The organism is Reyranella sp. GW821-FHT12G01, from assembly GCF_058806575.1.
Genome location: NZ_JBXAPV010000001.1, coordinates 1,715,052 through 1,739,168 on the forward strand (window position 1 = coordinate 1,715,052; position 24,117 = coordinate 1,739,168).

Below are 24,117 nucleotides of genomic sequence, written 5' to 3' on the forward strand. Positions count from 1 at the left end.
TCGATGCACGGGCGCATATCACCCTCTACGTCACCCCTTCGCCTGCGCTCGGACCTCGCGGCTGGCGACGACCTTGCCGGCGGCGTAGGCCTCGTGGTTGGCGTCGACGTCGGAGAGCTTGTAGCGGTAGTTCACCATCATCGCGTAGGACTGCTTCAGGCCATTGGCGCTGGTGTCACCCAGCCAGTTCAGCCGCTCGACGATGGCGCCGTTGCCGAGGTGGAAATGCGCCACGCGATCGAGCGCGCGGCCCTTGTCGGTCGCAGTGAGGTAGACGGCGGCAAGCCGCGTCAGGATCGGCCGCAGCGCCTTGTCGATCGCCGGCACTTCCCACCAGTTGGGACGGGCGAGCAGTTTCAGGACGGCGGCGGCGCCGTGCGCCTCGTCGGTCACCGGTCCCAGTGACGCGATCTCGCTTTGCGTGAGCGCCGCGTCGCCTTCGGTCTTCACCCGATGCTCGACATGCTGGCGCAGGCCCGGGATCGGCGACAGGGTGGCGAAGTCCTTGATGTTCGGCAGGTCGCGCGCGAGCTGGCTGGCCACGCGCTTGATCAGGAAGTTGCCGAAGCTGATGCCGGCCAGGCCCTGCTGGCAGTTCGAGATCGAATAGAAGATCGCGGTGTTGGCGCGATTGGGGTCGTGCGTCTCGTCGCGCGCGTCGAGCAGGCGCTGCACGTTGCCCGCCATGCCGTCGACCAGCGCGACCTCGACGAAGATCAGCGGCTCGTCAGGCATGCGCGGATGGAAGAAGGCAAAGCAGCGCCGGTCAGAATCGAGCCGGTTTTTTAAGTCGCGCCACGAGCGGATCGCGTGCACCGCTTCATAAGTGACCAATTTCTCCAGCAGCGAGGCGGGCGAGCGCCAGTCGATGCGGACGAGGTCAAGGAAGGCGACGTCGAACCACGCGCCCAGCAGCGAACGCAGGTCCTCGCTCAATGCCTTGGCGGTGGCGTCGCTGCGGCCAAGCGTCAGAAGCTCGGCGCGCAGGTCGACGACGAACTTCACGCCCTGCGGCACGCCCACGAACTCGCGCAGCAACCGCACCGCCGGCGATTCCAGGTCGCGGCGCAGCGCCCGCGCGGGATCCTTGCTGGCACGCCACTTCTCGACGGTCTTCAGCGCGGCCTCGCGCGGCAGGCCGTAGTCGCGTGCCAGGGTCAGCAGGAATTTCTTGCGGCCGGCGGCTGACAGCGACAGGTAGGCCTGCCCCAGCTCCGCTGCACGTCCGCGCCGCGCCGTCTCGCCGCCCTTGCCTTCGAGGCAGGCGTCGATGCGGCCCTTCAGGCGCGGGATGTCGTCATCGGGAAGATCGGGCCGGAGCGGCGCACCGACCGCTTCGCGCGCGCCACGCGCGGTGTCGACGAAGGCGGTGCGAAGTCGTTCGAGGGTACGGTCGACGGTATTGGAAAACGGTAGGGCCATGACCGGAGTATGTCACAGCAAACGTGTCACTCCAGTGGCGGCGCATGAACGCGCCTTTACCGCATCATGCCGGCGGCTGATCCAGCACGCGCCACAGATACCAGCTCGCCACCGTGCGATAGGGCCGCCACTTCTCGCCGGCTTTTTCAAGCGCCTTGGGTGACGGCAGCGCGCGCTTCCTGAAGGCCTTCGCATAGGCCTTGCGCAAACTGTAGTCGTCGAGCGGCAGCACGTCGGGGCGGCCGAGGCGGAACATCAGGAACATCTCGGCGCTCCAGCGACCGATGCCGCGCACCTTCACGAGACGTTCGATCAATTCGGCGTCGGGAACCGAGTGCGCTTCGTCGAGCGTCGGCAATTCACCGCCGTCGACGCGGCGCGCGAGGTCCTGCACCGCCAGCACCTTGGCGCGCGACAGGCCGCAGCCGCGCAAGCTCTCGTCCGGCGTCTTCAGGATATGGCGCGGCGTGAAGCCGTCGGTCGCGCGTGGATAGAGCGCCTCGACCCGGCCGTAGATCGTGGCGGCCGCCTTGTTGGAGAGCTGCTGGTAGACGATGGCTTCGGCCAGCGAGCCGAACAGGCTGCGCGAGACTTTCAGCTGCATGCGGAACGGGCCGACTGTATCGATGATCGTGGCCAGCGCCGGATCGGCTTCCTTGAGATGCGCGACCGCTTTCGCGGGCTTGAAGGGAAATCCCGTCATCGGGCCGCGAACAGCGGTCCGGCGCCAACTTCGGGGGCGCCCTCGATCTCCAGCATGCGCCGCTTGGTCGAGACGCCGCCATTGGCCGAGAAGCCGCCCATCTTGCCGTCGGCGCCCAGCACGCGATGGCAGGGCACGATGATGGCGATCGGGTTCTTGCCCAGCGCCTGGCCGACCTCGCGCGATTCGTGCGGCACGCCGAGGCGCTTGGCGATCTCGCCATAGGTCATGGTGTGGCCGGGCGGGATGGTGCGCGCCACCTCGTAGACCTGGCGATGGAACTCGGGCGCCGCATCGAGGTCGAGCGGGATGTCGGCGAGATCGGTGTTGCCGCCCGCCAGCAGCGCCTGCACGCGGTCGAGCGCTCGCTGGACGCCGGCCGGCACATGGGCGGCTTCGACGGCACCCGGCCAGCGCCGCTTCACGCGGGCGCGCGTGGCGGCGGGATTGGGTTCGGGAAGCTGCAGACCCGCGATGCCGCGACCGCTCCAGGCCACGGCACAGGTGCCGATCGGCGTGTCGAACAGGGCAAAGCCAAGAGGGGCGCTCATGGGGGCAACCTTTCTGCCTAACCAGTCATCCCGTCAAGTCGGGAGAACCCACAGATAGCCGTCATCAAACTGGCACTGACCACGGCTAGCGTCGGATGGTCGATATTGAGCCGGAGTCGATGGTTTGATCTATCCGCGGGCCGAGAGCCATTCGATCCTGAAGCAGGCGGTGCGTCGCCATAAGGTCATGTCCCGCGAGGGACTTCTGGAAAAGCTGTTCGAGCGGTTGTTCCGCGGCCTGGTCTACGCCCAGATCTGGGAAGATCCCGAGATCGACCTCGAGGCGATGGCGCTGACGCCGGACTGTCATATCGTGGCCATCGCGTCGGGCGGCTGCAACATCCTGTCCTATCTCACGGCCGCTCCCGCGCGCATCACCGCGGTCGATCTCAGCCGGGCCCATGTCGCGCTCAACCGGCTGAAGCTCACGGCGGCGCGCAAGCTGCCGTCCTGGTCGGACTATTACCGCTTCTTTGGCGCCGCCGACTCGGCCGCCAATCCGCGCGCCTACGATCGCCAGATCGCACCGCATCTCGATGCCGAGAGCCGTGCCTACTGGGAAGGCCGCAGCCTCCATCGCGGCGGCCAGCGTCGCATCTCGATCTTCGCCAAGAACGCCTATCGCCATGGCGTGCTCGGCCGCTTCATCGGTGCGGCCCACGTCGCCGCGCGCGCCTATGGCGTGAACTTCAACGGGCTGCTGGCCGCGCGCACGATCGAGGAGCAGCGCCGCTACTTCGACACCGTGTTGGCGCCGTTGTTCGACAAGGGCCTCGTGCGCTGGGCCACCTCGAACCGCCTGTCGCTCTACGGGCTCGGCATTCCGCCGGCGCAATACGAGGCGCTGGCTGGCGGTCGCGACATGGGCTCGGTGCTGCGCGACCGGCTCGAACGGCTGGCCTGCGGCTTCAGCCTCGCCGACAACTACTTTGCCTGGCAGGCCTTCGGCCGCTCCTATGCGCGCGATGCCAAGGGGCCGCTGCCGCCCTACCTGCGGCAGGAGAATTTTCCGGCCGTGCAGCGCGGCGCCGAAAAGGTCGAGGTGCTGAACCGCTCGGTCACCGACTATCTCGCCTCGTGTCCGGCCGCCTCGCGCGACCGCTACGTGCTGCTCGACGCGCAGGACTGGATGACCGACGCGCAGCTCAATGCGCTGTGGAGCGAGATCACGCGCACCGCCAAGCCCGGTGCACGCGTGATCTTCCGCACCGCCGCCGAACCTTCGCTGCTGCCGGGCAGGGTCGCGCCCGAGCTGCTCGACCAGTGGCACTACGAGGCCGACGCCTCGCTCGCCTTCACGGCGCGCGACCGGTCTGCGATCTACGGCGGCTTCCATCTCTACGTGCTGAAGCCGTGACGGGCTTCTCCGGAGAGGGCATCTCCGCGAACGGCCATGCCGGCTTGCTGGACGGCATCTACCGCCGTCAGCGGCACATCTACGATCTCAGCCGCAAATACTATCTGCTCGGTCGCGACCGGCTGATCGACAGTCTCGCGCCGCCGCCCGGTGGTCGTGTGCTCGAGATCGGCTGCGGCACCGCGCGCAACCTGATCGCGGTGGCGCATCGCCATCCCACCGCGCCGCTGTTCGGTATCGACTTGTCGCTCGAAATGCTCGACACGGCACGCCGCCGCGTGACCCGCGAAGGGCTTGGCCCGCGCATCCGCCTGGCTCATGCCGACGCCACCCGCTTTGACCCGGCGCTGCTGTTCGGCGTGCCGGCCTTCTCGCGCATCTTCTTCTCCTACACCCTGTCGATGATCCCGGAGTGGGAGAGGGCGCTCGCCCACGCGGTGCTCTGGCTGCAGCCCGGCGGCGAGCTGCACCTCGTCGATTTCGGCGGACAGGAGCGGCTGCCGCGCTGGTTCCGCGGCAGCCTGCGCCAGTGGCTGGCGCTGTTCCATGTGACGCCGCGCGATGCGCTGGAGGCTGCTCTGGCGCGAATTCCCGGCGGGATCGAGGTCCGCACCTTCGATCGGCCCCATCTCGGCTACGCCCAGTACGCGGTCTGCCGGCGCCCGGGCTGACCGGCCACACTCCCAACACATGGCCCCCCTGTCCGGGAGGCATTGGGGCCCCATTGGCAACCGCCCGCGGCCGGTGCTACCCCGGCAGCAACGATTTGCTGTGTCGGGAGTACCCAAGATGACCGAAGCCTTCATTTGCGATGCGATCCGCACCCCCGTCGGCCGTTATAACGGCGGCCTTGGCGCCATGAGGGTCGACGATCTCGCCGCCCATCCGATCAAGGCGCTGATGCAGCGCAATGCCAATGTCGACTGGGGTTCGGTCGACGACGTCATCTATGGCTGCGTGAACCAGGCCGGTGAGGACAACCGCAATGTCGCGCGCATGGCAGGCCTGCTGGCCGGCCTGCCGGTCGAGGTTGCCGGCGCCACCGTGAATCGCCTGTGCGGCTCGGGCCTCGAAGCGGCCGGCCATGCCGCGCGCGCCGTGAAGCTCGGCGAGGCCGACCTGATGATCGCCGGCGGCGTCGAGGGCATGACCCGCTCGCCCTACGTCATGGGCAAGCCCGAAGGCGCCTTCGATCGCTCGATGAAGCTCGAGGACACGGTGCTGGGCTGGCGCTTCGTCAATCCGCGCATGAAGGCGGCCTATGGCGTCGACCCGATGGGCCAGACCGCCGAGAACGTCGCGACCGAGCACCAGATCAGCCGCACCGACCAGGATGCCTTCGCCTATCGCAGCCAGCGCCGCTGCAAGGCCGCCCAGGATCGCGGCTTCTTCGAGAAGGAGATCGTCAAGGTCTGCGTGAAGAAGGGCAAGACCGAGGTGATCGTCGAGAAGGACGAGCATCCGCGCGGCGACACCACGATGGAAACGCTGTCGAAGCTCTCCGCCGCGTTCCGCGATGGCGGCTCGGTGACGGCTGGCAACTCGTCGGGCCTGAACGACGGCGCCTGCGCCATGATCATCGCCTCGGAAGCCGCCGCCCGCGCCAACGGCCTGACGCCGCGCGCGCGCATCCTCGGCACCGTGTCGGCGGGCGTCCCGCCGCGCGTCATGGGCATCGGTCCGGTGCCGGCGACGCAGAAGCTGCTGGCCAAGCTCGGCATGACCATCGGCGATTTCGACACGATCGAGCTCAACGAGGCGTTTGCCGCCCAGGCGCTGGCCGTGCTGCGCCAGCTCGGCCTCAGCGACGACGCCGAGAACGTGAACCCGAACGGCGGCGCGATAGCGCTCGGCCATCCGCTGGGCGCCTCGGGCGGCCGCCTGATGATCACCGCGCTGAACCAGCTCGAGGCCACCGGCGGCAAGCGTGCGCTCGCCACCATGTGCATCGGCGTCGGCCAGGGCATCGCGCTGGCTCTGGAACGCGTCTGATGTGGCGCCTGGTCGTCGCCGCGGCGCTTTGCCTGGCCGCGGTGACGGCGCAGGCCCAGGTCGATCCGCGCTTCACCAAGGAGCTGACCTCCAACGCGCCGGGCTCGGGCGATGTGCTGCTGCCGCGCTATGCCGGCTCCTTCATCCTGGCGCAGACGAAGAAGGACTTCGACGAACTGGTCCTGCCGCTGGGCGCGGCGACCGGCTCGTCCTATCAGACCGATCCCGACAAGAAGCTGCGCTACCAGAAGGTCGAGACGGTCGAGGGCCGGCTGACGCGCACCGTCTATGTCATTCCCGAGGGCCGCTCCGTCCTCGAAGTGGTGCGCAACTACACCAACGAGCTGGAAGGCAAGGGCGCCAAGACGCTCTTCCAGTGCAGCAAGACCGAGTGCGGCGAGGACTTCCACAAGCTGCACGGCGTGCCGCGCGCGCTGAAGCCCGAAGGCACGGCCTACAATCGCACGCGCCGCGACCTCACCGGCAACGTGCTGGAATATGTCGATCCCGCCGCCGACCAGCGCCTGTGGGTCGGCAAATGGGCAAGGGACAATGGCTCCGACGTCTATGTCTCGATCTATGCGGCGACGCAGACCGGCGGCTCGATGGGCGACGTCTCGGCGGCGTTGAAAGGCCGCGTGCTGTTGATGCTCGACGTGCTCGAGACCAAGACGATGCAGACCAACCTCGCCTTCGTGTCGGCCGAGCAGATCGGCGGCGCGCTCGGCAAGGACGGACGGGTCGCGCTCTATGGCATCCTGTTCGACTTCGACAAGGCTGACCTCAAGCCCGAGTCCGACAAGCAGCTCGTCGAGATGGCGAACCTCATGAAGGCGACGCCGGGGCTGAAGGTGTTCATCGTCGGCCACACCGACAACAAGGGCACGCTCGCCTACAACACCGATCTCTCGCAGCGTCGCGCCGAGTCGGTCGCGAAGGCCTTGACCGCGAAGTACGGCATCGCCGCTGATCGCATGGTGGCAAAGGGCGTCGGTCCATTGAGCCCGCTCGCGCCGAACGACAACGAAGACGGTCAGGCGAAGAATCGCAGGGTCGAGTTGGTGAGGCAGTAACGATTCGACGATTCTTCATCGTCAGATAGCTAACGCAAACACGACGACGGCCGCCTTCACAGGCGGCCGTTTTCGTTTCGCTGCTGCACAAGATTTTCACCAGCGTCTCATGTTTTTTTCCTCAGCGTCTCTATCAGCATCCTACGCACTGCCCACGCCCTGCTTTTTCTTTCACGCGATTTTTCGCGCTGATAGCTTCCGCGCCGCTTGCCCCGGTTGAATCGTCGAATGCCGAACGCGTGATGCGCGAGGCTGCTCCGATCGGTCGAGGCAGAACGAAAAATTGGGGAGCTACCATGACCGACATTCTTGTTACCGGCACTGCGGGCACGCCTGGCGCCAATGGTTCAGCTCCCAACGCGTCCGGCACCGAGGGCGGACGTGGCGGCAAGGCGGCAGCGGCGATCGCCTCCACCACCGAGGTGTTCATGTCTGCGACCGCCATCGGCGGCGTGGGCGGTCGCGGCGGCAATGGTGCGGAGGTCACGGGCAATGCCGGCGCCGGTGGCATCGGCGGCATCGCAACCAGCGACTCCCAATCGACGGCCACCAACGCGGACGGCATCACGGTGTTCGCCGAAGCGGATGCCGGCAATGGCGGCAACGCCGGTACGGCGGGCACCGGTGGCGCAGGCGCCAACGGCGGCACGGGCGGTCTCGGGCGTGCGACGGCGAAGGCGATCAATCCTGCGGGTGCCGCCGACGCGACGGCCATCGCGCGCGCTGGCAGTGGTGGAGACGGCGTGGTCGGCGGCAACGGCGGCGGTGCCACGGGTTCGACGGCCGAGGCGCGTTCGGGCGTTGGCCAGAACGCATCCGCGACGGTGCAGCAGACGGGCGGCAACGGTGGCACGTCGTTCGGCGCCACGGCGTCGGGCGGCGGCGGAGCGGCGAACGCGACCGCCAACGCCGTCAGCGGCTCGACGGTGGGCGGCGTGCTGCATCTCTCGCAATCCGCGACCGGTGGCAACGGTGGCGCGGCGATCGGCACCGGCAGCGGTGGCAGCGGCGGCAGCGGTAGCTCATCGCTCACCTTCGACGACACGATCCAGGCCGATGTTAGCGACACGGTCATCGCCGAGGTCCATGGCACCGGCGGCAATGGCGGCGATGCCAGGACCGGCCGCGTCGGCGCCACCGGCACGGCCACCCTCACGCTCACGGGCGCCCATAACGTCACGGGCGAGGCTTTCGCCAGGGGCGGCAATGGCGGCAATTCGAATGCTACGGGCTCGGGCGGTGCCGGCGGCGCGGCAACTGCCAGCGCAACGACGAACGGCACGGGCGACGACGGCAGCGTCGAAGCCAGTGCGCAAGCCACAGGCGGCAATGGCGGCGTCGGCAAGGGTGCGGGCTTCTCGGGCGGCGCCGGTGGCACGGCGACGGTTTCGTCCATGAGCACCAGCACCGGCTCCGGTGTCAGCTCTCAGGCGACGGCGACCGGCGGTAACGGTGGCGCCGGGTTCACGGGCGCGAGCGGCGGTGCGGGCGCATCGATCACCCTGAACAACGTGGCGACCGGCGGCTCCTCTTCGCAGGAAACCGTTCTCGTGCAGACTGCCAATGGCGGCAGCGGCGGTGCGGCAACCGGCGGCGGCTATGGCGGCCTTGCCGGCAATGCCAGTTCGACTCTCGACGTGGCGATGGCTTCCAGTTCGCGCCTCGACATCACGGCCATCGCGAAGGGCGGCAATGGCGGCGCTGCCGATACCACCGGCAAGACACGCACCGGCGGTTCGGCCGATGCAACGGCGGAGGCGACCGACGCGGTCGACACATTGGCGACTGCCATCGCCACTGGCGGCAACGGCAGCAATGCCAGCACCGGCACCGGCGGCAAGGGTGGTTTGGCACACGCCAACGCGAACGCGGCCGGCATCGAGAGCGGCACGGCGACGGCCATCGCGACCGGCGGTGCGGGCGGTTCGCATAGTGGCGGCGCCATGATGGGCGGCGCAGGTAGCGTGGCAACAGCGGACTCCATGGCCAGCGGCAGCGCTCTCGCAACGGCGCAGTCGCGCGCGACCGGTGGCGCCGGCGGTACGGCCTATGGTGCGGGCAAGACAGGCGGCGCGGGCGCCAGCCTCGACGGCATGGCTACGGCCATGGCCACGACCGAAAACGACAACGGAACGGCATCGGCGACGGTCGATCAGATCGGCGGCAATGGCGGCAACGGAGTCGTCGGCGCGCGCGCCGGCAGTGGTGGCTCCAGTAAGCTCGAGAACGCGGTCTACGGCGACGCTTCGGGCGGCTCGCTCACGCTGATCCAGCGGGCGACCGGCGGCAACGGCGGCGTCGCGAGCGGCGGCACGAACTATGCGGGCCTGGGCGGCGCCGCGTCCTCGACGCTGAGCTTGAGCGACACGATCAACACGGTGATCTCGGCCCAGACGGTCGCCACCGGCGGCAATGGTGGCAGCGGCGATGCGCGCGATGGCGGTACGGCCTTCGCCGGCACCGGCCTTCAGGGCATCGACGATGTCGAGGCGCTGGCGACCGCCACGGGCGGCTTCGGTGGCAACTCGGGGCTGGCCAACGGCGCCAAGGGCGCCGCGGCAACCGCGATGGCATTCGCGGTATCGTCTGGCGACAGTGACAGCGCGGTGCATGCCCTTGCCTTCGCGACCGGCGGCGCTGGTGGTGGCGGCGTCGGTGCCGGCAATCGTGGCGGTGCCGGCGGCAAGGCCACGGCGACGGCAGAGGCCTCGTCGGCCTCCGGCGCGAACGCCCTGTCAGAGGTCTTTGCCGTCGGCGGCGCCGGCGGTGTGGGCCAGCTCGGTGCGGGTGGCGGAGCCGGCGCGGCCGCGTCGCTGCAGAATGCCGTCTCGGGCTACAGCCGTGGCGGCAGCGCCGTCCTTTCGCAGTTGGCAGCCGGCGGTGCGGGAGGCTCGAGCGACGGCGGCGCGGCTGGTGCGGGAGGTGCGGCCACTTCGGAGCTCGCCTACACGCCGGACATGCTCTCGATGAGCAACGCCGTCCGCGCCACCCTGACGGCGAATGGCGGTACGGGCGGAACAGCGATCGGCACGGGATCGACCGCCGGCGCGGGCGGCGCGGCGACGGCGAACGGCAGCGTGGCGAACCTGCCGTCCTCCAGCGTGACCGTGAGCATCGCGGGCGGCAATGGCGGCGATACGCTGTCGTCGTCCGGCACGGGCGGCACGGGCGGCACGGGCGGCACGGGCGGCAGTGCCAGGGCAACGGCGGTCGCGCAGGGCGGGCAAGGCGGCGCCGAGGTCTATGCGCGGGGCGGCAACGGCGGCAACGCGGTCATGGGCAGCGACGGCACTTTCACCGCGGCCAGTGGCGGCGCGGCCGGCAAGGTGACCTTGGGTACGTCCAATGCCACGGGCATCTCCGGTACGGGCTACGCCCTCGTCCAGGCGACCGGTGGCGATGGCGGCATCGGCTACGGCGTCGGCAAGACCGGCGGCGCGGGCGGTTCGGCCGGCGGCCTCAGTGCGACCGCCAGCTCCGCAGGCGCACAGACAGCCTTTCTCACCGTCAAGGCGTTCGGTGGCGACGGCGGTGCGGGTCTTGGCGGCGCGACCGGCGGTGCAGGCGCGTCGACCACCGTCAGCAACGCGGTGAACGCCACCAGTGGCGGCGCCTACAATCTCATCCAGTGGGCGGCGGGCGGCGATGGCGGCCAGTCGACCGGAGGAACGGGCGGTATCGCCGGCACCGCTTCATCGGCGCTCAATCTCGATGCGACCGGCCGAAGCGCGGACCTCGGCGTCAACATCCAGGCCACGGGCGGCAACGGCGGCGGCGGCGCCACGGCGCAGGCGGGTGGCACGTCGAAGGCGACCGGAACCTTCAAAGGCGACAAGCTCATCAATGCTGACGTGAACAGCTACGGCGGCGCCGGCGGTGCGGCCTTGAACGCCGACGGTGCGGCGGGCGGCAAGGCGACGGCATCGTTCACCGCTACCGGCAGCCAGGGCATCGTCGCGCGTTCGGTCACGCAGGGTGGCGACGGCGGCGATGCAACGGGCGCCGGGCGCACGGCCGGCACCGGCGGCATCGCCTCCGCGACGATGGTGGGCAACGCAGGCAACGGGCAGGACCTCTCCCTGCGGCTGGAGGCGAGCGGCGGCGATGGCGGCGCGGGACATGACGGCGCGCGCGGCGGCACGGGCGCGTCCACCACGATCGCCAACGCCGTGAGCGGCACGAGCGCGGGTCTGATGGCGTTCACCCAGATCGCCAATGGCGGTTCCGGCGGCAGCAGCGCGGGTGGCTATGGTGGCTACAGCGGCACGGCGAGTTCGTCGCTCACCGTCAACAACAGTGTCGCCAGCATCCTCGACATGAGGACCCATGCCACAGGCGGCAATGGCGGCGACATCGTCGGTGGAACGCTCGATACCAAGGCCGGCGGCAAGGCGACGGCGTACACGTCCGTCACCGGCGTCAACGAGGTGAACACCGAAGCCTATGCGGTGGGTGGCAATGGCGGCTCCGCCATCAACGGCCGTGGTGGTCTCGGCGCCTCGGGCGCCGCAACGGCGATTGCCCACTCGAACCACAGCGCGGCGGCAACGGCCGGCACGACGGGCGGCAACGGTGGCAATGCAGGCGACGGCGCCGCGCTCACGGGCATCGGCGGCGCAGGCTCCGACGCGGGCACGGCCTCGGCAACGGCCACGGGTCTCGATGCCTATGCCTGGGCCACGGGCACGGGCGGCAATGGCGGCTCGAGCAGCGGCGCCCGCAAGGCGTCCGGTGCAGGCGGCACGGGCGGTACGCTGTCGGCACTTGCCGAGGGCATCAATACCGCGTCGGCGACGATCGGGATGACCGGCGGCGACGGTGGCACGGGCCTGGCCGGCGCGAACGGCGGCGCCGGCGGTTCGGCGTCGGCGATCGATCTGGCCAAGGCCTACACCGTCAACGGCTTGGCCGTGATGGAGCAGAGTGCCTCGGGCGGCAGGGGCGGCGATGCGGCGGGAACCGGCCTTGCCGGCGCCGGCGGCAGTGCGGCCTCGTCGCTCACCTTCGACGACAGCACCCACGCGACACAGAGCCATTCCGTCAACGTCAATGCGTCGACCACCGGCGGCGACGGCGGCGACGGCAACAACGGCGCGTCGGGCGGGAAGGGTGGCGGGGCCAGCGCCCTGGCGAACGTCTCTTCGTCGACAGCGGACGCCGAGGTCTCGGCCAACGCCGATGCATCGGCGGGCTATGGCGGCAACGGCAACCAGAACGGCAATGGTGGCGCTGGCGGCGCGGTGAGCACCAGCATCGCGATGGCGATCGGCGGGATCACGGCCACCGCCGTAGCCGCGGGCAGGGGTGGTCAGGGCGGCGAGGCCAACGGTGTGGGCAAGATCGGCGGCGCCGGCGGCTCGGCCGGCATCGTGACGGCTTATGCGCAGGGTTCGACAACGGCGTTTGCGAGCGTGGAGCAGACCGGCGGTTCCGGTGGCGACGGCGGCAATGGCGCCAGCGGCGGCGTCGGCGGTTCCAGCATCCTGAACAATGCCGTGACGGCCGTGGTTGGCGACGGGGGCGATATCACGCTCTCCCAATACGCCTATGGCGGCGCCGGTGGTGATGGCGATGGTGCTGGTCACGCCGCCATCGGCGGCCTCGCGCAATCGGTCCTCACCTTCGACGACAGTGCCAGCAGCTGGCACGCCGGCAGCGTCAGCCTCGACATCCTGGCGGGCGGCGGCAGTGGCGGCCAGGATGCCTTCGGCGGCAGCAACGGCGGCGATGCCGTGGCCACGCTTTCGGCCACGCTCACCGACTCCGGCACGCTCGCCTGGCTGTCGGCCATGGCGCAAGGCGGCGGTAACGGGAGCGGCAGCGACGCGACGGCCGATGTGTCGGCCATCACCGTCGCCGGCGCAAACGTCTCGGCGAGCAGCTACGCCGGCAGCGGTGCGCTCTCCACCGGCACGGCCCATTCGATCGCGCATGCCGAGGGCCTCTCGAACAACGTCCAGGCCATTTCCTATGCGCAGGCGGGCTACGGCTCCGACTCGATGATCAATGTCGTCGGTGCGGAAGTGAGCAGTTCGGGCGCCGAGATGCAGCACGCCGTGAGCTTCGCCTCCTTCGGCGAGATCGCGGGCGCCTATTCGCCGGAGACGACTGTGCTCGGCACCATCACCGGCGCACCCGGCGCCGCCCAGATCAGTGCGATCGTGGACGACAATCCGACGATCGCCGCGGGCTTCTCGGAAGCGACGTCCTACTTCGCGGTCCTGGAACTGGGCGGCCAGCACGGCACGGCGGCCGACGGAACCGAAACCGCGAGCGGCTATATGAAGGTTTCGGTCAATCTCGAGGCCCTGCCGGAAGCGCAGAACCTGCTGATGGGTTTCTACAATCCCCTGACGACGGGAGCCGGCTTCACGCAGATGACCTTCACCATCCGCGCCGACGGCAACGTGATCGAGGAACATACCTGGAGCGATGCCGCGGCCGCCGAAGCGTTCTTCACCGACCACGTCGTCGACTTCGGCTCGATCACCGCGCTCGACGCCGACTCCGACGGCAACCTCAACCTCGCCTTCACCTTCGCGATCCGGAGCGATTCGGCCAGCAGCGGCTTCTTCGGCAGCATCCTGGTCGGCGATCCGCCGCCGCAAGGAGCGTCGAGCGCGGCCGATGCCTACGAACTCGCGCAGGCGATAGCCGTCCACACCGGCACCGAGCCGCAACACGAGGCGACGCCTGTGCACGACGCCACCGTGCCGCCGGTCGAGACCGCGCACCACGACACGACGACGGACCACGATCACTTCGTCGTCTGATCCTTGGACCGCGGGCCTCCAGGCCCGCTCATGATCTATGATGCGGGTCTGGAGACCCGCGGTCCGATTACGCCGTCGCGTTCAGGTTGATGCCGGCGCGGCGCATGTCGCTCATCATGCGCTTGCGGCTGTCGTCGAGATCGATGGCGGCAGTCGCCTCGACCACTACGGCGACGTCGAAGCCCGCCTGGCGTGCGTCGATGGCCGACCAGGCGACGCAGTAGTCGAGCGCCAGTCCGCAGAAGACCAGCCGGGTGAAGCCGCGCGCCTTCAGGTAGCCGTCGAGGCCGGTGCGCGTCATGCGGTCGTTCTCGCGGAACGCCGAATAGGAATCGATGCCGGTATGATAGCCTTTGCGCACGATCATCTGCGCCTTGGTGACTTCGAGGTCGGGATGGAACGCAGCGCCGTCCGTTCCCTGCACACAGTGATCCGGCCACAGGGTCTGCTCGCCATAGGGAAAACGCATCGACGAGAAAGGCTCTGCACCCTGCCATGAGCTGGCGAACGAGGCATGACCCGCGGGATGCCAGTCCTGCGTCAGCACGACATGGTCGTGGCGGCCGATCAGGCGATTGACCAGCGGGACGATGGCATTGGCGCCGGTAACCGCCAACGCGCCGCCCTCGCAGAAATCGTTCTGCACGTCGACCACGATCAGGGCCTCGTTCGGCATCCGTTACGCTCCGTTACTGATCGGCGGGATGTCGCCCAGCGCCTGGTCGCGTTCGAACGCAGCGATCCAGTCATCCAGGGTTTTGCTTTCGATGGCGCCACGCAGGCCGCGCATCACGTCCTGGTAATAGTGGAGATTGTGCCAGGTGAGCAGCATCGCGCCGAGGATCTCGTCGGCGCGGATGAGATGATGCAGGTAGGCGCGGCTGTGATGCGTGCAGGCGGGGCACGCGCAATGCTCGTCGAGCGGACGTGGATCGTCGCGATGGCGCGCGTTGCGCAGGTTGATCTCGCCGCGCCGCGTGAAGCCCTGCGCCGTGCGACCGGACCGTGTCGGCATCACGCAGTCGAACATGTCGATGCCGCGCTTCACCGCGCCCACGATGTCGCCGGGCCGGCCGACGCCCATCAGGTAGCGCGGCCGGTCCTGGGGCAACATCGGCACGGTGTAATCGAGCGTCGAGAACATCAGCTCCTGGCCCTCGCCGACGGCCAGCCCACCGACCGCATAGCCGTCGAAGCCGATATCGATCAGCGCCCTGGCGCTCTCCTCGCGCAGCGCGGGGAAGACGCTGCCCTGCACGATGCCGAACAGGCCGTAACCCGGTCGCTCCGAGAAGGCACGGCGGCCGCGCTCGGCCCATTTCATCGACAGCCGCATCGAGAAGGCGGCTTCGGGCTCCTCGGCCGGCCAGCTCGTGCATTCGTCGAACGACATGGTGATGTCGGCGTCGAGCAGGCGCTGGATCTCGATCGAGCTTTCGGGCGTGAGGCGATGCTGCGAGCCGTCCTTGGGTGAGCGGAAAGTGACGCCGTCGGCATCGAGCTTGCGCAGCTCCTTCAGCGACATCACCTGGAAGCCGCCAGAGTCGGTCAGGATCGGGCCCGGCCAGTTCATGAACTTGTGCAGGCCACCCAGCGCCGCCACACGCTCCGCACCCGGCCGCAGCATCAGGTGGAAGGTGTTGCCCAGCACGATCTCGGCGCCGGTCTCAGCGACCGATTGCGGCAGCATCGCCTTCACCGTGCCGGCGGTGCCGACGGGCATGAAGGCCGGTGTCTCGATGGTGCCGTGCGCTGTGGTGATGCGGCCGCGGCGTGCGGCGCCGTCGGTGCCCAGCAGTTCGTAGGAAAGGCTCATCGGCGCAACAGACAACAATCGCCGTAGGAATAGAAGCGGTAACGCTCCTTAACGGCATGTGCGTAGGCCTGCTGCATGCGCTCCAGACCGGCGAAGGCCGAGACCAGCATGAACAGAGTCGAGCGCGGCAGGTGGAAGTTGGTCAGCAGCAGGTCGACGGCGCGGAACTGGAAGCCCGGCGTGATGAAGATGTCGGTCTCGCCGCTCCACGGCTTGATCGCGCCATCGTTGAGGCGCGCCACCGATTCGAGCAGCCGCAGCGAGGTCGTGCCGATCGACACGATCCTGCCGCCCAGAATGCGCGTCGCCTCGACCGCGCGCGCTGTGGCGGCGGAGACCTCGCCCCATTCGGCGTGCATCGTATGCGCGTCGGTATCGTCGACCCGCACCGGCTGGAACGTGCCCGCACCTACATGCAACGTGACGCCCGCCGTGGTGATGCCGCTGTCGGCGAGCGCAGCCATCAGGTCCGGCGTGAAATGCAGGCCTGCGGTGGGGGCGGCGACGGAGCCGTCATGCTTGGCGAACAGCGTCTGGTAATCCTTGCGGTCCTGCGCGTCGGCGGTGCCGCCGCGAATGTAGGGAGGCAGGGGTACCGCGCCCTCCTGTTCGAGGGCTGTGAGAAAGGCGTGACCCTCGGTGTCGAAGGCCAGCACCAGCGAGCCGTCCTCGGCCTTCGATTCGACCGTGGCGCCGAGGCCCGTGAAGACCAGCCGATCGCGTGGCCGCAGACGCTTCGCGGGACGCGCAAAAGCGCGCCAGCGCCGGTCACCGAGATCGCGGATCAAGAGCGCCTCGACCGCAACGTCCTGGCGCACGCCGTTGCCGGGCCTCACGCCTTTCAGCCGTGCGGGGATGACCTTGGTGTCGTTGAACACCAGAAGATCGCCACGCCGCAGCAGGCCGGGCAGGGACCGCACCGTGCGGTCGTGCAGGGTCTCGCCGGTGACGTCGAGCAGGCGCGCGGAGTCGCGCGGGGAAACAGGCCGCTGGGCGATCAGATCGTCCGGCAGCGCAAAATCGAAAAGGTCGACGCGCATTGAGAGGGGAAGAGTCCTAGGTCGTCAGGTCTGGCCGATGTCCATGACCACGCCGTCCGAATCGTCGGCGGGCGGCTGGGCATGCCGGTCGGCGAGGGCCACGAAGCGATGCACGCCGTCGACCACGATGCGCTTCACGCGCGCACGGGTCTCGAGGCAGTGCAGGTGCGCCAGCGTCTCGCCGAAGGCGAAGACGATCTGGTTGTTGTCGAGATGGCGCGGGAAGAGGACCGGCACCATGTCCCAGCCGGTGGCGCCTTTCGCGCCCATGCCGGCAATCGCGATCTCCATCTCGTTCAGGCGTGCATCGTGATGGGCCACGAGCTGGTCGAGGCGCGTGTGCAGGCCGATGAAGGGGAAGCCGTGGCTCGGCAGCACCAGCGCATCGGCCGGCAGGCGGCGGAAGCGCGAGAAGCCATCGAGGAACCAGGTCAGCGCATCGGCCAGCGGCTCGTTGGGCCACACACCGACATTGGTGCTGATCTTGGGCAGCACCTGGTCGCCCGCGATCATCACGTTGAGCTCGGGGCACCACAGCGACGCATGCTCGGGCGCATGGCCGCGGCCCACGATGACGTCCCAGCGATGGCCGCCGACCGTGATCGGATGCGCATGGATCATGCGGTGATACGACGTAGGCAGCGGCACCACGCCCTTGGCGTAGCCACCCTTGTGGCGGTGGAAGTTGGCGATGCGGTCGGGCGGCACGCCGTTGCGCGCGACGTGTGCTGCCCGCGTTTCCTCACTTTCGACGAAGTCGTTGCGCGCGGCCTGCGCGCTCATGTACTCGCCCAGCGTCATGTAGAGCGGCGCGTTCCACTTCTCGCACAGCCAGCCGGCGAGGCCGATATGGTCGGGATGGAGATGCGTGCCGATCACGCGCACCACTGGTTTGCCCTGGAGCTTCTCGGCGAAGATCTTTTCCCAGAGGGTTCGCGTGTCCTGCGAATTGATGCCGGTATCGACGATCGTCCAGCCGTTCTCCTCTTCGATCAGCCACAGGTTGATGTGGTTGAGCTGGAACGGCAGCGGCATGCGCAGCCAGTAGATGCCGGGGGCGACATTCTTGATGTCGCCGGGCTCCGGCACGTCACCACAGGGAAAGCGAAGCTGCGCCAGCAGGCGCTGGGACTCGGAGAGGGCGTCGGGCATGGCGGGAAATTAAATGATTCTGCCGCCCCCGTCTCCGGGGGAGGGCGCATGCCAGCCTTACGTGGCTTTGAGCGCCCGCCAGGCGATGTCCTTGCGGTAGAAGCCCTCGGGCCAGTCGATCAGGTCCACCGCGCGGTAGGCGCGGGCGCGGGCTTCCTCGACGGTGGGGGCCATGGCGCTGACGTTCAGGACACGGCCGCCATTGGCGAGGATCTTGCCGTCCGGGCTTGCCTTGGTGCCGGCATGGAAAATCTGCACGCCCTCGACCTTGGCCGCCTCGGCGAGGCCCCGGATCTCGCTGCCCTTGGGGTAGGAGTCGGGATAGCCCCTGGTCGCCATGATCACGGTGATGGCGGCATCGGACGACCAGCGCAGGTCGAGATGTTTCAGCCCACCCTCGGCCGAGGCGAGCAGCGCCGGCACGAGGTCCGACTTCAGCCGCATCATCAGCACCTGCGTCTCGGGATCGCCGAAGCGGCAATTGTATTCGACCAGCCGCGGCCCCTTGGCGTCGATCATCAGGCCGGCATATAGCACGCCCCGGAACGGCGTGCCGGCCTTGGCGAGTGCCCGCACGGTCGGCAGCACGATCTCGTCCATCGTGCGCTGCTGCATGGCGGCGTCGAAGATCGGCGCGGGCGAATAGGCGCCCATGCCGCCGGTGTTCGGCCCCGTGTCGCCGTCGAAGGCGCGCTTGTGGTCCTGCGCGCCGACCAGCGGCAGGACATGCTCGCCGTCGGTCAGCGCGAAGAAGCTCGCTTCCTCGCCCTGCATGAATTCCTCGATCACCACCGAGGCGCCGGCGGCGCCGAAGCGGTTGCCCGAGAGCATGTCGCGCACCACCTCGATCGCCTGGTCGACCGTCTCGGCGATGATCACGCCCTTGCCGGCCGCGAGCCCGTCGGCCTTGATCACGATCGGCACGCCCTGCGCCCTGATATGGGCCTCGGCAGGGGCGACCTCGGTGAAGCGCTCATAGGCGGCGGTCGGGATGTTGTTGTCGCGGCAGAGCTCCTTGGTGAAGCTCTTGGAGCCTTCGAGGCGGGCGGCCGCCTTGGACGGGCCCCAGGCCTTGATGCCGGCCTCGGCGAAGGCGTCGGCCATGCCGGCGACCAGTGGCGCGTCGGGTGCGATCACCACGAAATCGATCTTCAGGCGCTGGGCCAGGGCCACCTGGCCGGGGATGTCCTCGGCGCCGACATCGTCGATGCATTCGGCGACCTGGGCGATGCCGGCATTGCCGGGCGCGCAGAACAACTTCGTGCACAGCGGCGAGGCGGAAATCGCCCAGCACAGCGCATGTTCGCGGCCGCCGCCGCCCACCACGAGGATTCGCATGGCGAGGCTTTGACCACAGTTTGCGCCGTGGGCACAAGCGGCTAGGTTCGGGACAATATGGATGAACTCGACGCCCCGGCCGCCCCCTCAAACGTCCCGGAATTCTCGGTTTCCGAGCTTTCCTTCGCCCTGAAGCGCGAGATCGAAAGCGCCTTCCCGCGGGTGCGCGTGCGCGGCGAGATCAGCCAGCCGTCCTTCCCGCGCTCCGGCCACTGCTATTTCCGTCTCAAGGACGAGAATGCCGTGATCGACGGCGTCGCCTGGAAGGGCACGATCCCGCGACTGGGCATCAAGATCGAGGAGGGGCTGGAGGTCATTGCGACCGGCAAGCTCACCACCTATGCTGGCTCCTCGCGCTACCAGATCATCGTCGACCGGCTGGAACTGGCGGGCGAAGGCGCGCTGCTGAAGCTTCTGGAAGACCGGCGCAAGAAGCTGCAAGCCGAGGGCCTGTTCGATCCGGATCGCAAGCGGCCGCTGCCCTACCTGCCGCAGGTGGTGGGCGTCGTGACCTCACCGTCGGGCGCCGTGATCCGCGACATCCTCCATCGCCTCAGCGACCGCTTCCCTTGCCATGTCCTCGTCTGGCCGGTGGCCGTTCAGGGCGAGAAGGCAGCGGGCGAGGTGGCCCGCGCCATCGAGGGCTTCAACCGGCTCTCTGCTGACGGGAAGGTGCCTCGTCCCGACGTGCTGATCGTGGCGCGCGGCGGCGGCTCGCTGGAAGACCTGTGGGCCTTCAACGAGGAGATCGTGGTGCGCGCCGCCGCGAACTCCGAGATCCCGCTGATCTCCGCCGTCGGCCACGAGACCGACACGACCCTGATCGACTTCGCCTCGGACCGCCGCGCGCCCACGCCGACCGCCGCCGCCGAGATGGCGGTGCCGGTGCGCGCCGACCTGATGACCGAGACGCTCGACTACGCCAAGCGCCTGGTCGGCGGTATGACGCGCCTCCTGCGCGAGCAGTCGATGGAACTGGCTGGCCTCGCGCGCGGCCTCGGCGATCCACGCCGCCTGATCGAGGAACGCCAGCAGAGAGTCGACGTGAGCGGCGAGCGGCTCGCCTTGGCAACGCGCCAGCTCGTCGAGCGGCGGTCGCATCAACTCTCCGCCGCGCGGCTCGTCAGCCCGCAGGCCGTGATCGCCACCAAGGAACAGGCGCTGATCGCCGAGGGCCGCGCCCTCACGCGTGCCGTCGATCGCTTCAAGAGCGACGCGCTGCAGAAATATGCGCGTGCCTTCGATCGCCTCGACCAGCTCGGCGATCGCCTGAAGCGCCATGGCAACGATCTTCTCGTGAACGGCCAGCGCCAGGTCGACCAGGCGGCGAAGCTGCTGGAGAGCTACTCCTTCCACTCGGTCCTGAACCGCGGCTTCGCGCTGGTCCGCGACCAGGATGGCCAACCCGTCCTCGCCGCCGCCGGCACCAGCACCGGCCAGACCATCAGCATCGAATTCAACGACGGCCGCGTGGGCGCGCGCGTGACCGAAGGCGCGGGTGCGCCGAAGCCTGCTGCCGCGCCGCCAGCACCGCCGCGTCGTCGGGATGGTGGTGGGAGCCAGGGATCGCTGCTGTGACGAACTGGCGGCGCTGAAACAAAAATTGTCATCCCGAGCGTCGCGAGGGACCTTTCCTGTCACTCTAATGGTCCCTCGCTACGCTCGGGATGACAGAGTTAAAGGGAGGAACAACGATGACCAGCGGACCGCTGTCGGCCGAGACGATCAAGAACTTCATGTATGCGAGTACGGCAACCGTCTCGATGCAGATGTTGAAGCGCGGGTTTCGCAACGTCGCGGTGAACGGGGTGAAGCCGCTCAATCCGGCGGCGGCGCGGATCGTCGGGCCGGCCTACACGCTGCGCTACATCCCGAGCCGCGAGGATATCGACAAGGCGCCGAGTCCCAGCGATCCGCCCAACGCGCAGCGCACCGCGATCGAGGAATCGCCGGCGGGCTCCGTGCTGGTGATCGGCACCGAGGGCAACACGCGGTCGGGCACGCTGGGCGACATACTGGCGCTGCGTCTCAAGGTGCGTGGCCTCGCCGGTGTGCTGAGCGATGGCGCGATGCGCGACTCGCCGGTGATCGGCAAGTTCGACTTCCCGGTCTATTGCTCGGCCGCCGCAGCGCCGCCCAGCATGGCCAACCTGCGGCCCGTCGAAGTGCAGGTGCCGGTCGGCATCTGCGGCGTGCCGGTCTATCCCGGCGACGTGATCGTGGCCGACGAGGACGGCGCCATCGTCGTGCCGCGTCATCTCGCCGATGAAGTCGCGCGCGATTCCTTCGAGCAGGAGCGGCTGGAGAAGTTCGTCGCGATCCGCGTGGGGCAGGGCCATCCGATCACCGGCACCTATCCGCCGAACGACGAGACCAAGAAGCTCTATCAGGCGTGGATCAAGGCCGGTGAGCCTGCCGGCGGATGAAGCGCTTTCTGATTCAAAGTCTCAAAATTAGAATTCGTTAATTCTCATCGCCGTCGCGCTGCGTTGAAAATTAGCAATCGATAATCCGCGTTTATAACAACGCTGCATCGCCATCTTTGTCGATTGTGTGTCCCTTGCGACTGACTATCAGTAGCGCTCAAGGGAGATACAACTTGAGCACTCGTACGACGAAGATTCAGACCGCCGTTGTCGGCCTGCTGATGGCGCCTGTTGCGGCCCTCGCGCAGCAGCCGACCGACCCCGCGCAGACGCCTGCTTCGCCGGCGCCTGCGGATCAGAACCAGCCGGCGAACCCGGCCGGGGCTCCCGCGACGATGCAGACCGTGACGGTCACGGGCAGCCGTCCCAGCGAAGATTTCCAGACCACGCGCGCCTCGATCAATCGCTTGGGCGCCGCCAACCTGATGGACGTGCCGCAGTCGATCGTCGTCGTGAACAAGGCTTTGATGCAGTCGCAGGGCGTCACGTCGCTGACCGATGCGGTGCGTAATGCGCCGGGCGTCACGATCGGTTCGGCCGAAGGCGGCACGATCGGCAACAACATCAACATCAACGGTTTCTCGGCGCGTACCGACATCTATCTCGACGGCATGCGCGATCGCGGCCAGTACTATCGCGACGTCTTCGCACTGGAGCAGGTCGAGGTCCTGATGGGCCCGTCGTCGATGCTGTTCGGTCGCGGCTCGACCGGCGGCATCATCAACCAGGTGACCAAGAAGCCGTTCCTGAAGCAGGCAACGGAACTCAGCGCCTCGGTAACGACGAACGGCCTCGTCCGGGCGACCGCCGACGTGAACACCCCGTTCGAGGAGAACAACGCAGCGCGCGTGTCGTCGTTCTTCCAGATCGGCAAGGCCTCGACGGTCGACCAGACCAACGTGCTGGACTTCGGTTTCGCGCCGACGGTCAAGCTCGGGATCGGCACGCCGACCGAGATCACGCTGGGCGCGATCCTGCAGCACCGCAAGGACCAGCTGAATTACGGCGTTCCCAATCTCAACGGCTATCCGTTGAATGCGCCGCGCAACACGGCCTATGGCTTCAACGACGATTACACGCAGCAAGACTCCATCGCCCTGCAGAGCCTGATCGAGCACAAATTCTCGCCGGCCATGAGCATCCGCAACCAGACCGAGTTCGTCTGGGTGAACACCGACGTCCGCGAGACCTCGGGCGGCTTCGTCGGCACGCTCGGCCCCAACAACGGCTTCGTGGCGGCGGCCAACGGCCCCAACGCCATTCCCTACAGCGGCGCGCCGCTGGGCAATCTCTGGGTCCGCCAGCTCAGCCGCGATCGCAACATCAACGACATCACGCTCGAGAACCAGACCGAGGTCCTGTCGAAGTTCGATACCGGTTCGGTCGGCCACACGCTGCTGATGGGCATCGACCTCAATTACGAGTCCTACACCAACAAGACGACGACCCGCACGGGCACCTGCAACGGCATTGCCCTGCCAGCCGGCTCGGTCGGCTGCACACCGGCGGGCTACACGGTGGGCGCGAACACGCCGGGCAACGTGGCTTCGCTGCCGGGCAACTATGCTTCGTCGCAGGCCTGGGGCGCGGGCTTCTATGCCAATGATACGGTCCAGCTCCTTCCCGAGCTGAAGGTCGTGGCTGGCCTGCGCTGGGACTATTACTCGGCGCAGATCGGCAATTCGATCAATCGCCTGAACACGGTGGGCAACACAACGGCGGCCTACCTCACGCAGGTCGACACGTTCCTCAGCGTCCGTGGCGGCGTGATCTACGAGCCGACCCCGGCGCAGTCCTACTATGTGTCGTACAGCACCTCGTTCAACCCGTCGCTCGAGCAGCTCACAGCCACAACGGGCACGCAGAACCTGCCGCCGGAGAACAACCAGGGCGTCGAGGCGGGTGTCAAATACGAGATCCTGGGCGCGAACCTCTCCGTAAACGGCGCGGTGTTCTCGATCATCAAGAACAATGCCCGTACGGCCAATCCGGACGGTACTTTCACGCCGACCGGCAACGTGCAGGTGAGCGGCGGTCGTGTCGGTTTCGCCGGCCGCATCACGCCGGAATGGCAGGTGTTCGGTGGTTATGCCTACCTGAACGGCGTGATCATACAGGGTCTCACCTTCCAGAACGGCATCGGCAACACGACGGGCAAGGTCCCCGTCAACACGCCGCAGGACTCCGGCAACATCTGGACGACCTATACGATCGCCGACACCTATGAGCTTGGTGGCGGCGTGTTCTACACAGGCCAGCGTTACGCCAACAACACCAACACCGTGGTCGTTCCGGCCTATGCGCGCATCGACCTGACGGCTGCCTACAAGCAGCCGACCTACGATGTGCGGCTCAATATCTTCAATCTGCTGGATACCAAGTACTATGACGCGCTCATGCCGTCCGATGGCGGTCGAGCCACCGTGGGCTCGGGTCTGACGGGAATGATCACGCTCAACTATCGCCTGTGAAGA

Annotated in this window: 16 protein-coding genes; 8 read left to right on the plus strand and 8 right to left on the minus strand. The window is 68.1% G+C overall.

From position 1 onward, the window contains the following. Window positions 1-30: 30 nt before the first annotated feature. The 3 genes from AC1RP5_RS08470 to AC1RP5_RS08480 form a co-directional block, all read right to left on the minus strand. Window positions 31-1,422: a malonyl-CoA decarboxylase domain-containing protein gene (locus AC1RP5_RS08470; RefSeq protein ID WP_493110191.1), complete on the minus strand. Its 1,392-nt coding sequence runs from the start codon at window positions 1,420-1,422 to the stop codon at window positions 31-33. 64 nt (window positions 1,423-1,486) lie between these two features. After that, on the minus strand, window positions 1,487-2,125 hold the full coding sequence (locus AC1RP5_RS08475) for a DNA-3-methyladenine glycosylase family protein (protein WP_493110192.1): 639 nt from the start codon (window positions 2,123-2,125) through the stop codon (window positions 1,487-1,489). Then, window positions 2,122-2,676, minus strand: a complete 555-nt coding sequence (locus AC1RP5_RS08480) for a methylated-DNA--[protein]-cysteine S-methyltransferase (RefSeq protein ID WP_493110193.1) — start codon at window positions 2,674-2,676, stop codon at window positions 2,122-2,124. Before AC1RP5_RS08480 ends, AC1RP5_RS08475 begins: the two co-directional genes overlap by 4 nt. A 127-nt stretch (window positions 2,677-2,803) precedes the next feature. Here AC1RP5_RS08480 and AC1RP5_RS08485 point away from each other — a divergent pair, with 127 nt between their 5' ends. The 5 genes from AC1RP5_RS08485 to AC1RP5_RS08505 all read left to right on the plus strand — a co-directional run bounded on the left by AC1RP5_RS08485 (window position 2,804) and on the right by AC1RP5_RS08505 (window position 13,871). Next, window positions 2,804-4,033 (plus strand): BtaA family protein, encoded by a 1,230-nt coding sequence (locus AC1RP5_RS08485; protein WP_493113314.1) that lies wholly within the window; start codon window positions 2,804-2,806, stop codon window positions 4,031-4,033. Beyond that, a complete protein-coding gene (locus tag AC1RP5_RS08490; RefSeq protein ID WP_493110194.1) occupies window positions 4,030-4,704 on the plus strand; it encodes a class I SAM-dependent methyltransferase in 675 nt (224 codons plus the stop codon). Before AC1RP5_RS08485 ends, AC1RP5_RS08490 begins: the two co-directional genes overlap by 4 nt. 118 nt (window positions 4,705-4,822) lie before the next feature. Continuing rightward, window positions 4,823-6,025: a 3-oxoadipyl-CoA thiolase gene (pcaF, locus tag AC1RP5_RS08495; protein ID WP_068197029.1), complete on the plus strand. Its 1,203-nt coding sequence runs from the start codon at window positions 4,823-4,825 to the stop codon at window positions 6,023-6,025. Beyond that, window positions 6,025-7,098, plus strand: a complete 1,074-nt coding sequence (locus AC1RP5_RS08500) for an OmpA family protein (protein ID WP_493110195.1) — start codon at window positions 6,025-6,027, stop codon at window positions 7,096-7,098. The genes pcaF and AC1RP5_RS08500 overlap by 1 nt, the downstream gene beginning before the upstream one ends. A 296-nt stretch (window positions 7,099-7,394) precedes the next feature. Then, complete coding sequence (locus AC1RP5_RS08505; protein ID WP_493110196.1) at window positions 7,395-13,871, plus strand: hypothetical protein; 6,477 nt, start codon at window positions 7,395-7,397, stop codon at window positions 13,869-13,871. 67 nt (window positions 13,872-13,938) lie between these two features. Here the strand turns inward: AC1RP5_RS08505 and pncA are convergent, their stop codons facing one another. Genes pncA through purD form a run of 5 tightly spaced genes read right to left on the minus strand, consistent with a single transcriptional unit; the run spans window position 13,939 to window position 19,217 of the window. After that, window positions 13,939-14,547: a bifunctional nicotinamidase/pyrazinamidase gene (pncA, locus tag AC1RP5_RS08510; RefSeq protein WP_493110197.1), complete on the minus strand. Its 609-nt coding sequence runs from the start codon at window positions 14,545-14,547 to the stop codon at window positions 13,939-13,941. A gap of 3 nt (window positions 14,548-14,550) precedes the next feature. Next, window positions 14,551-15,687 (minus strand): tRNA guanosine(34) transglycosylase Tgt, encoded by a 1,137-nt coding sequence (gene tgt, locus AC1RP5_RS08515; RefSeq protein ID WP_493110198.1) that lies wholly within the window; start codon window positions 15,685-15,687, stop codon window positions 14,551-14,553. Continuing rightward, window positions 15,684-16,727, minus strand: coding sequence for a tRNA preQ1(34) S-adenosylmethionine ribosyltransferase-isomerase QueA (queA, locus tag AC1RP5_RS08520; RefSeq protein WP_493110199.1), 1,044 nt, complete (start codon window positions 16,725-16,727; stop codon window positions 15,684-15,686). The genes tgt and queA overlap by 4 nt, the downstream gene beginning before the upstream one ends. Before the next feature lie 24 nt (window positions 16,728-16,751). After that, the gene (locus AC1RP5_RS08525) at window positions 16,752-17,879 is read right to left on the minus strand and encodes an MBL fold metallo-hydrolase (protein ID WP_493110200.1); all 1,128 of its coding nucleotides are present in this window, start codon (window positions 17,877-17,879) and stop codon (window positions 16,752-16,754) included. A gap of 57 nt (window positions 17,880-17,936) precedes the next feature. Further along, complete coding sequence (gene purD / locus AC1RP5_RS08530) at window positions 17,937-19,217, minus strand: phosphoribosylamine--glycine ligase (RefSeq protein ID WP_493110201.1); 1,281 nt, start codon at window positions 19,215-19,217, stop codon at window positions 17,937-17,939. A 57-nt stretch (window positions 19,218-19,274) separates the two neighbouring features. Between purD and xseA the strand changes: the two genes are divergently transcribed. From xseA to AC1RP5_RS08545, 3 genes are all read left to right on the plus strand, one after another. Continuing rightward, on the plus strand, window positions 19,275-20,795 hold the full coding sequence (xseA, locus tag AC1RP5_RS08535; protein WP_493110202.1) for an exodeoxyribonuclease VII large subunit: 1,521 nt from the start codon (window positions 19,275-19,277) through the stop codon (window positions 20,793-20,795). A gap of 116 nt (window positions 20,796-20,911) precedes the next feature. Beyond that, window positions 20,912-21,643 carry a ribonuclease activity regulator RraA gene (locus tag AC1RP5_RS08540; RefSeq protein ID WP_493110203.1) on the plus strand — a complete coding sequence of 244 codons (732 nt, stop codon included), beginning with the start codon at window positions 20,912-20,914 and terminating at the stop codon, window positions 21,641-21,643. Window positions 21,644-21,816: 173 nt separating this feature from the next. Next, window positions 21,817-24,114: a TonB-dependent receptor gene (locus AC1RP5_RS08545; protein WP_493110204.1), complete on the plus strand. Its 2,298-nt coding sequence runs from the start codon at window positions 21,817-21,819 to the stop codon at window positions 24,112-24,114. Window positions 24,115-24,117 lie beyond the last annotated feature (3 nt).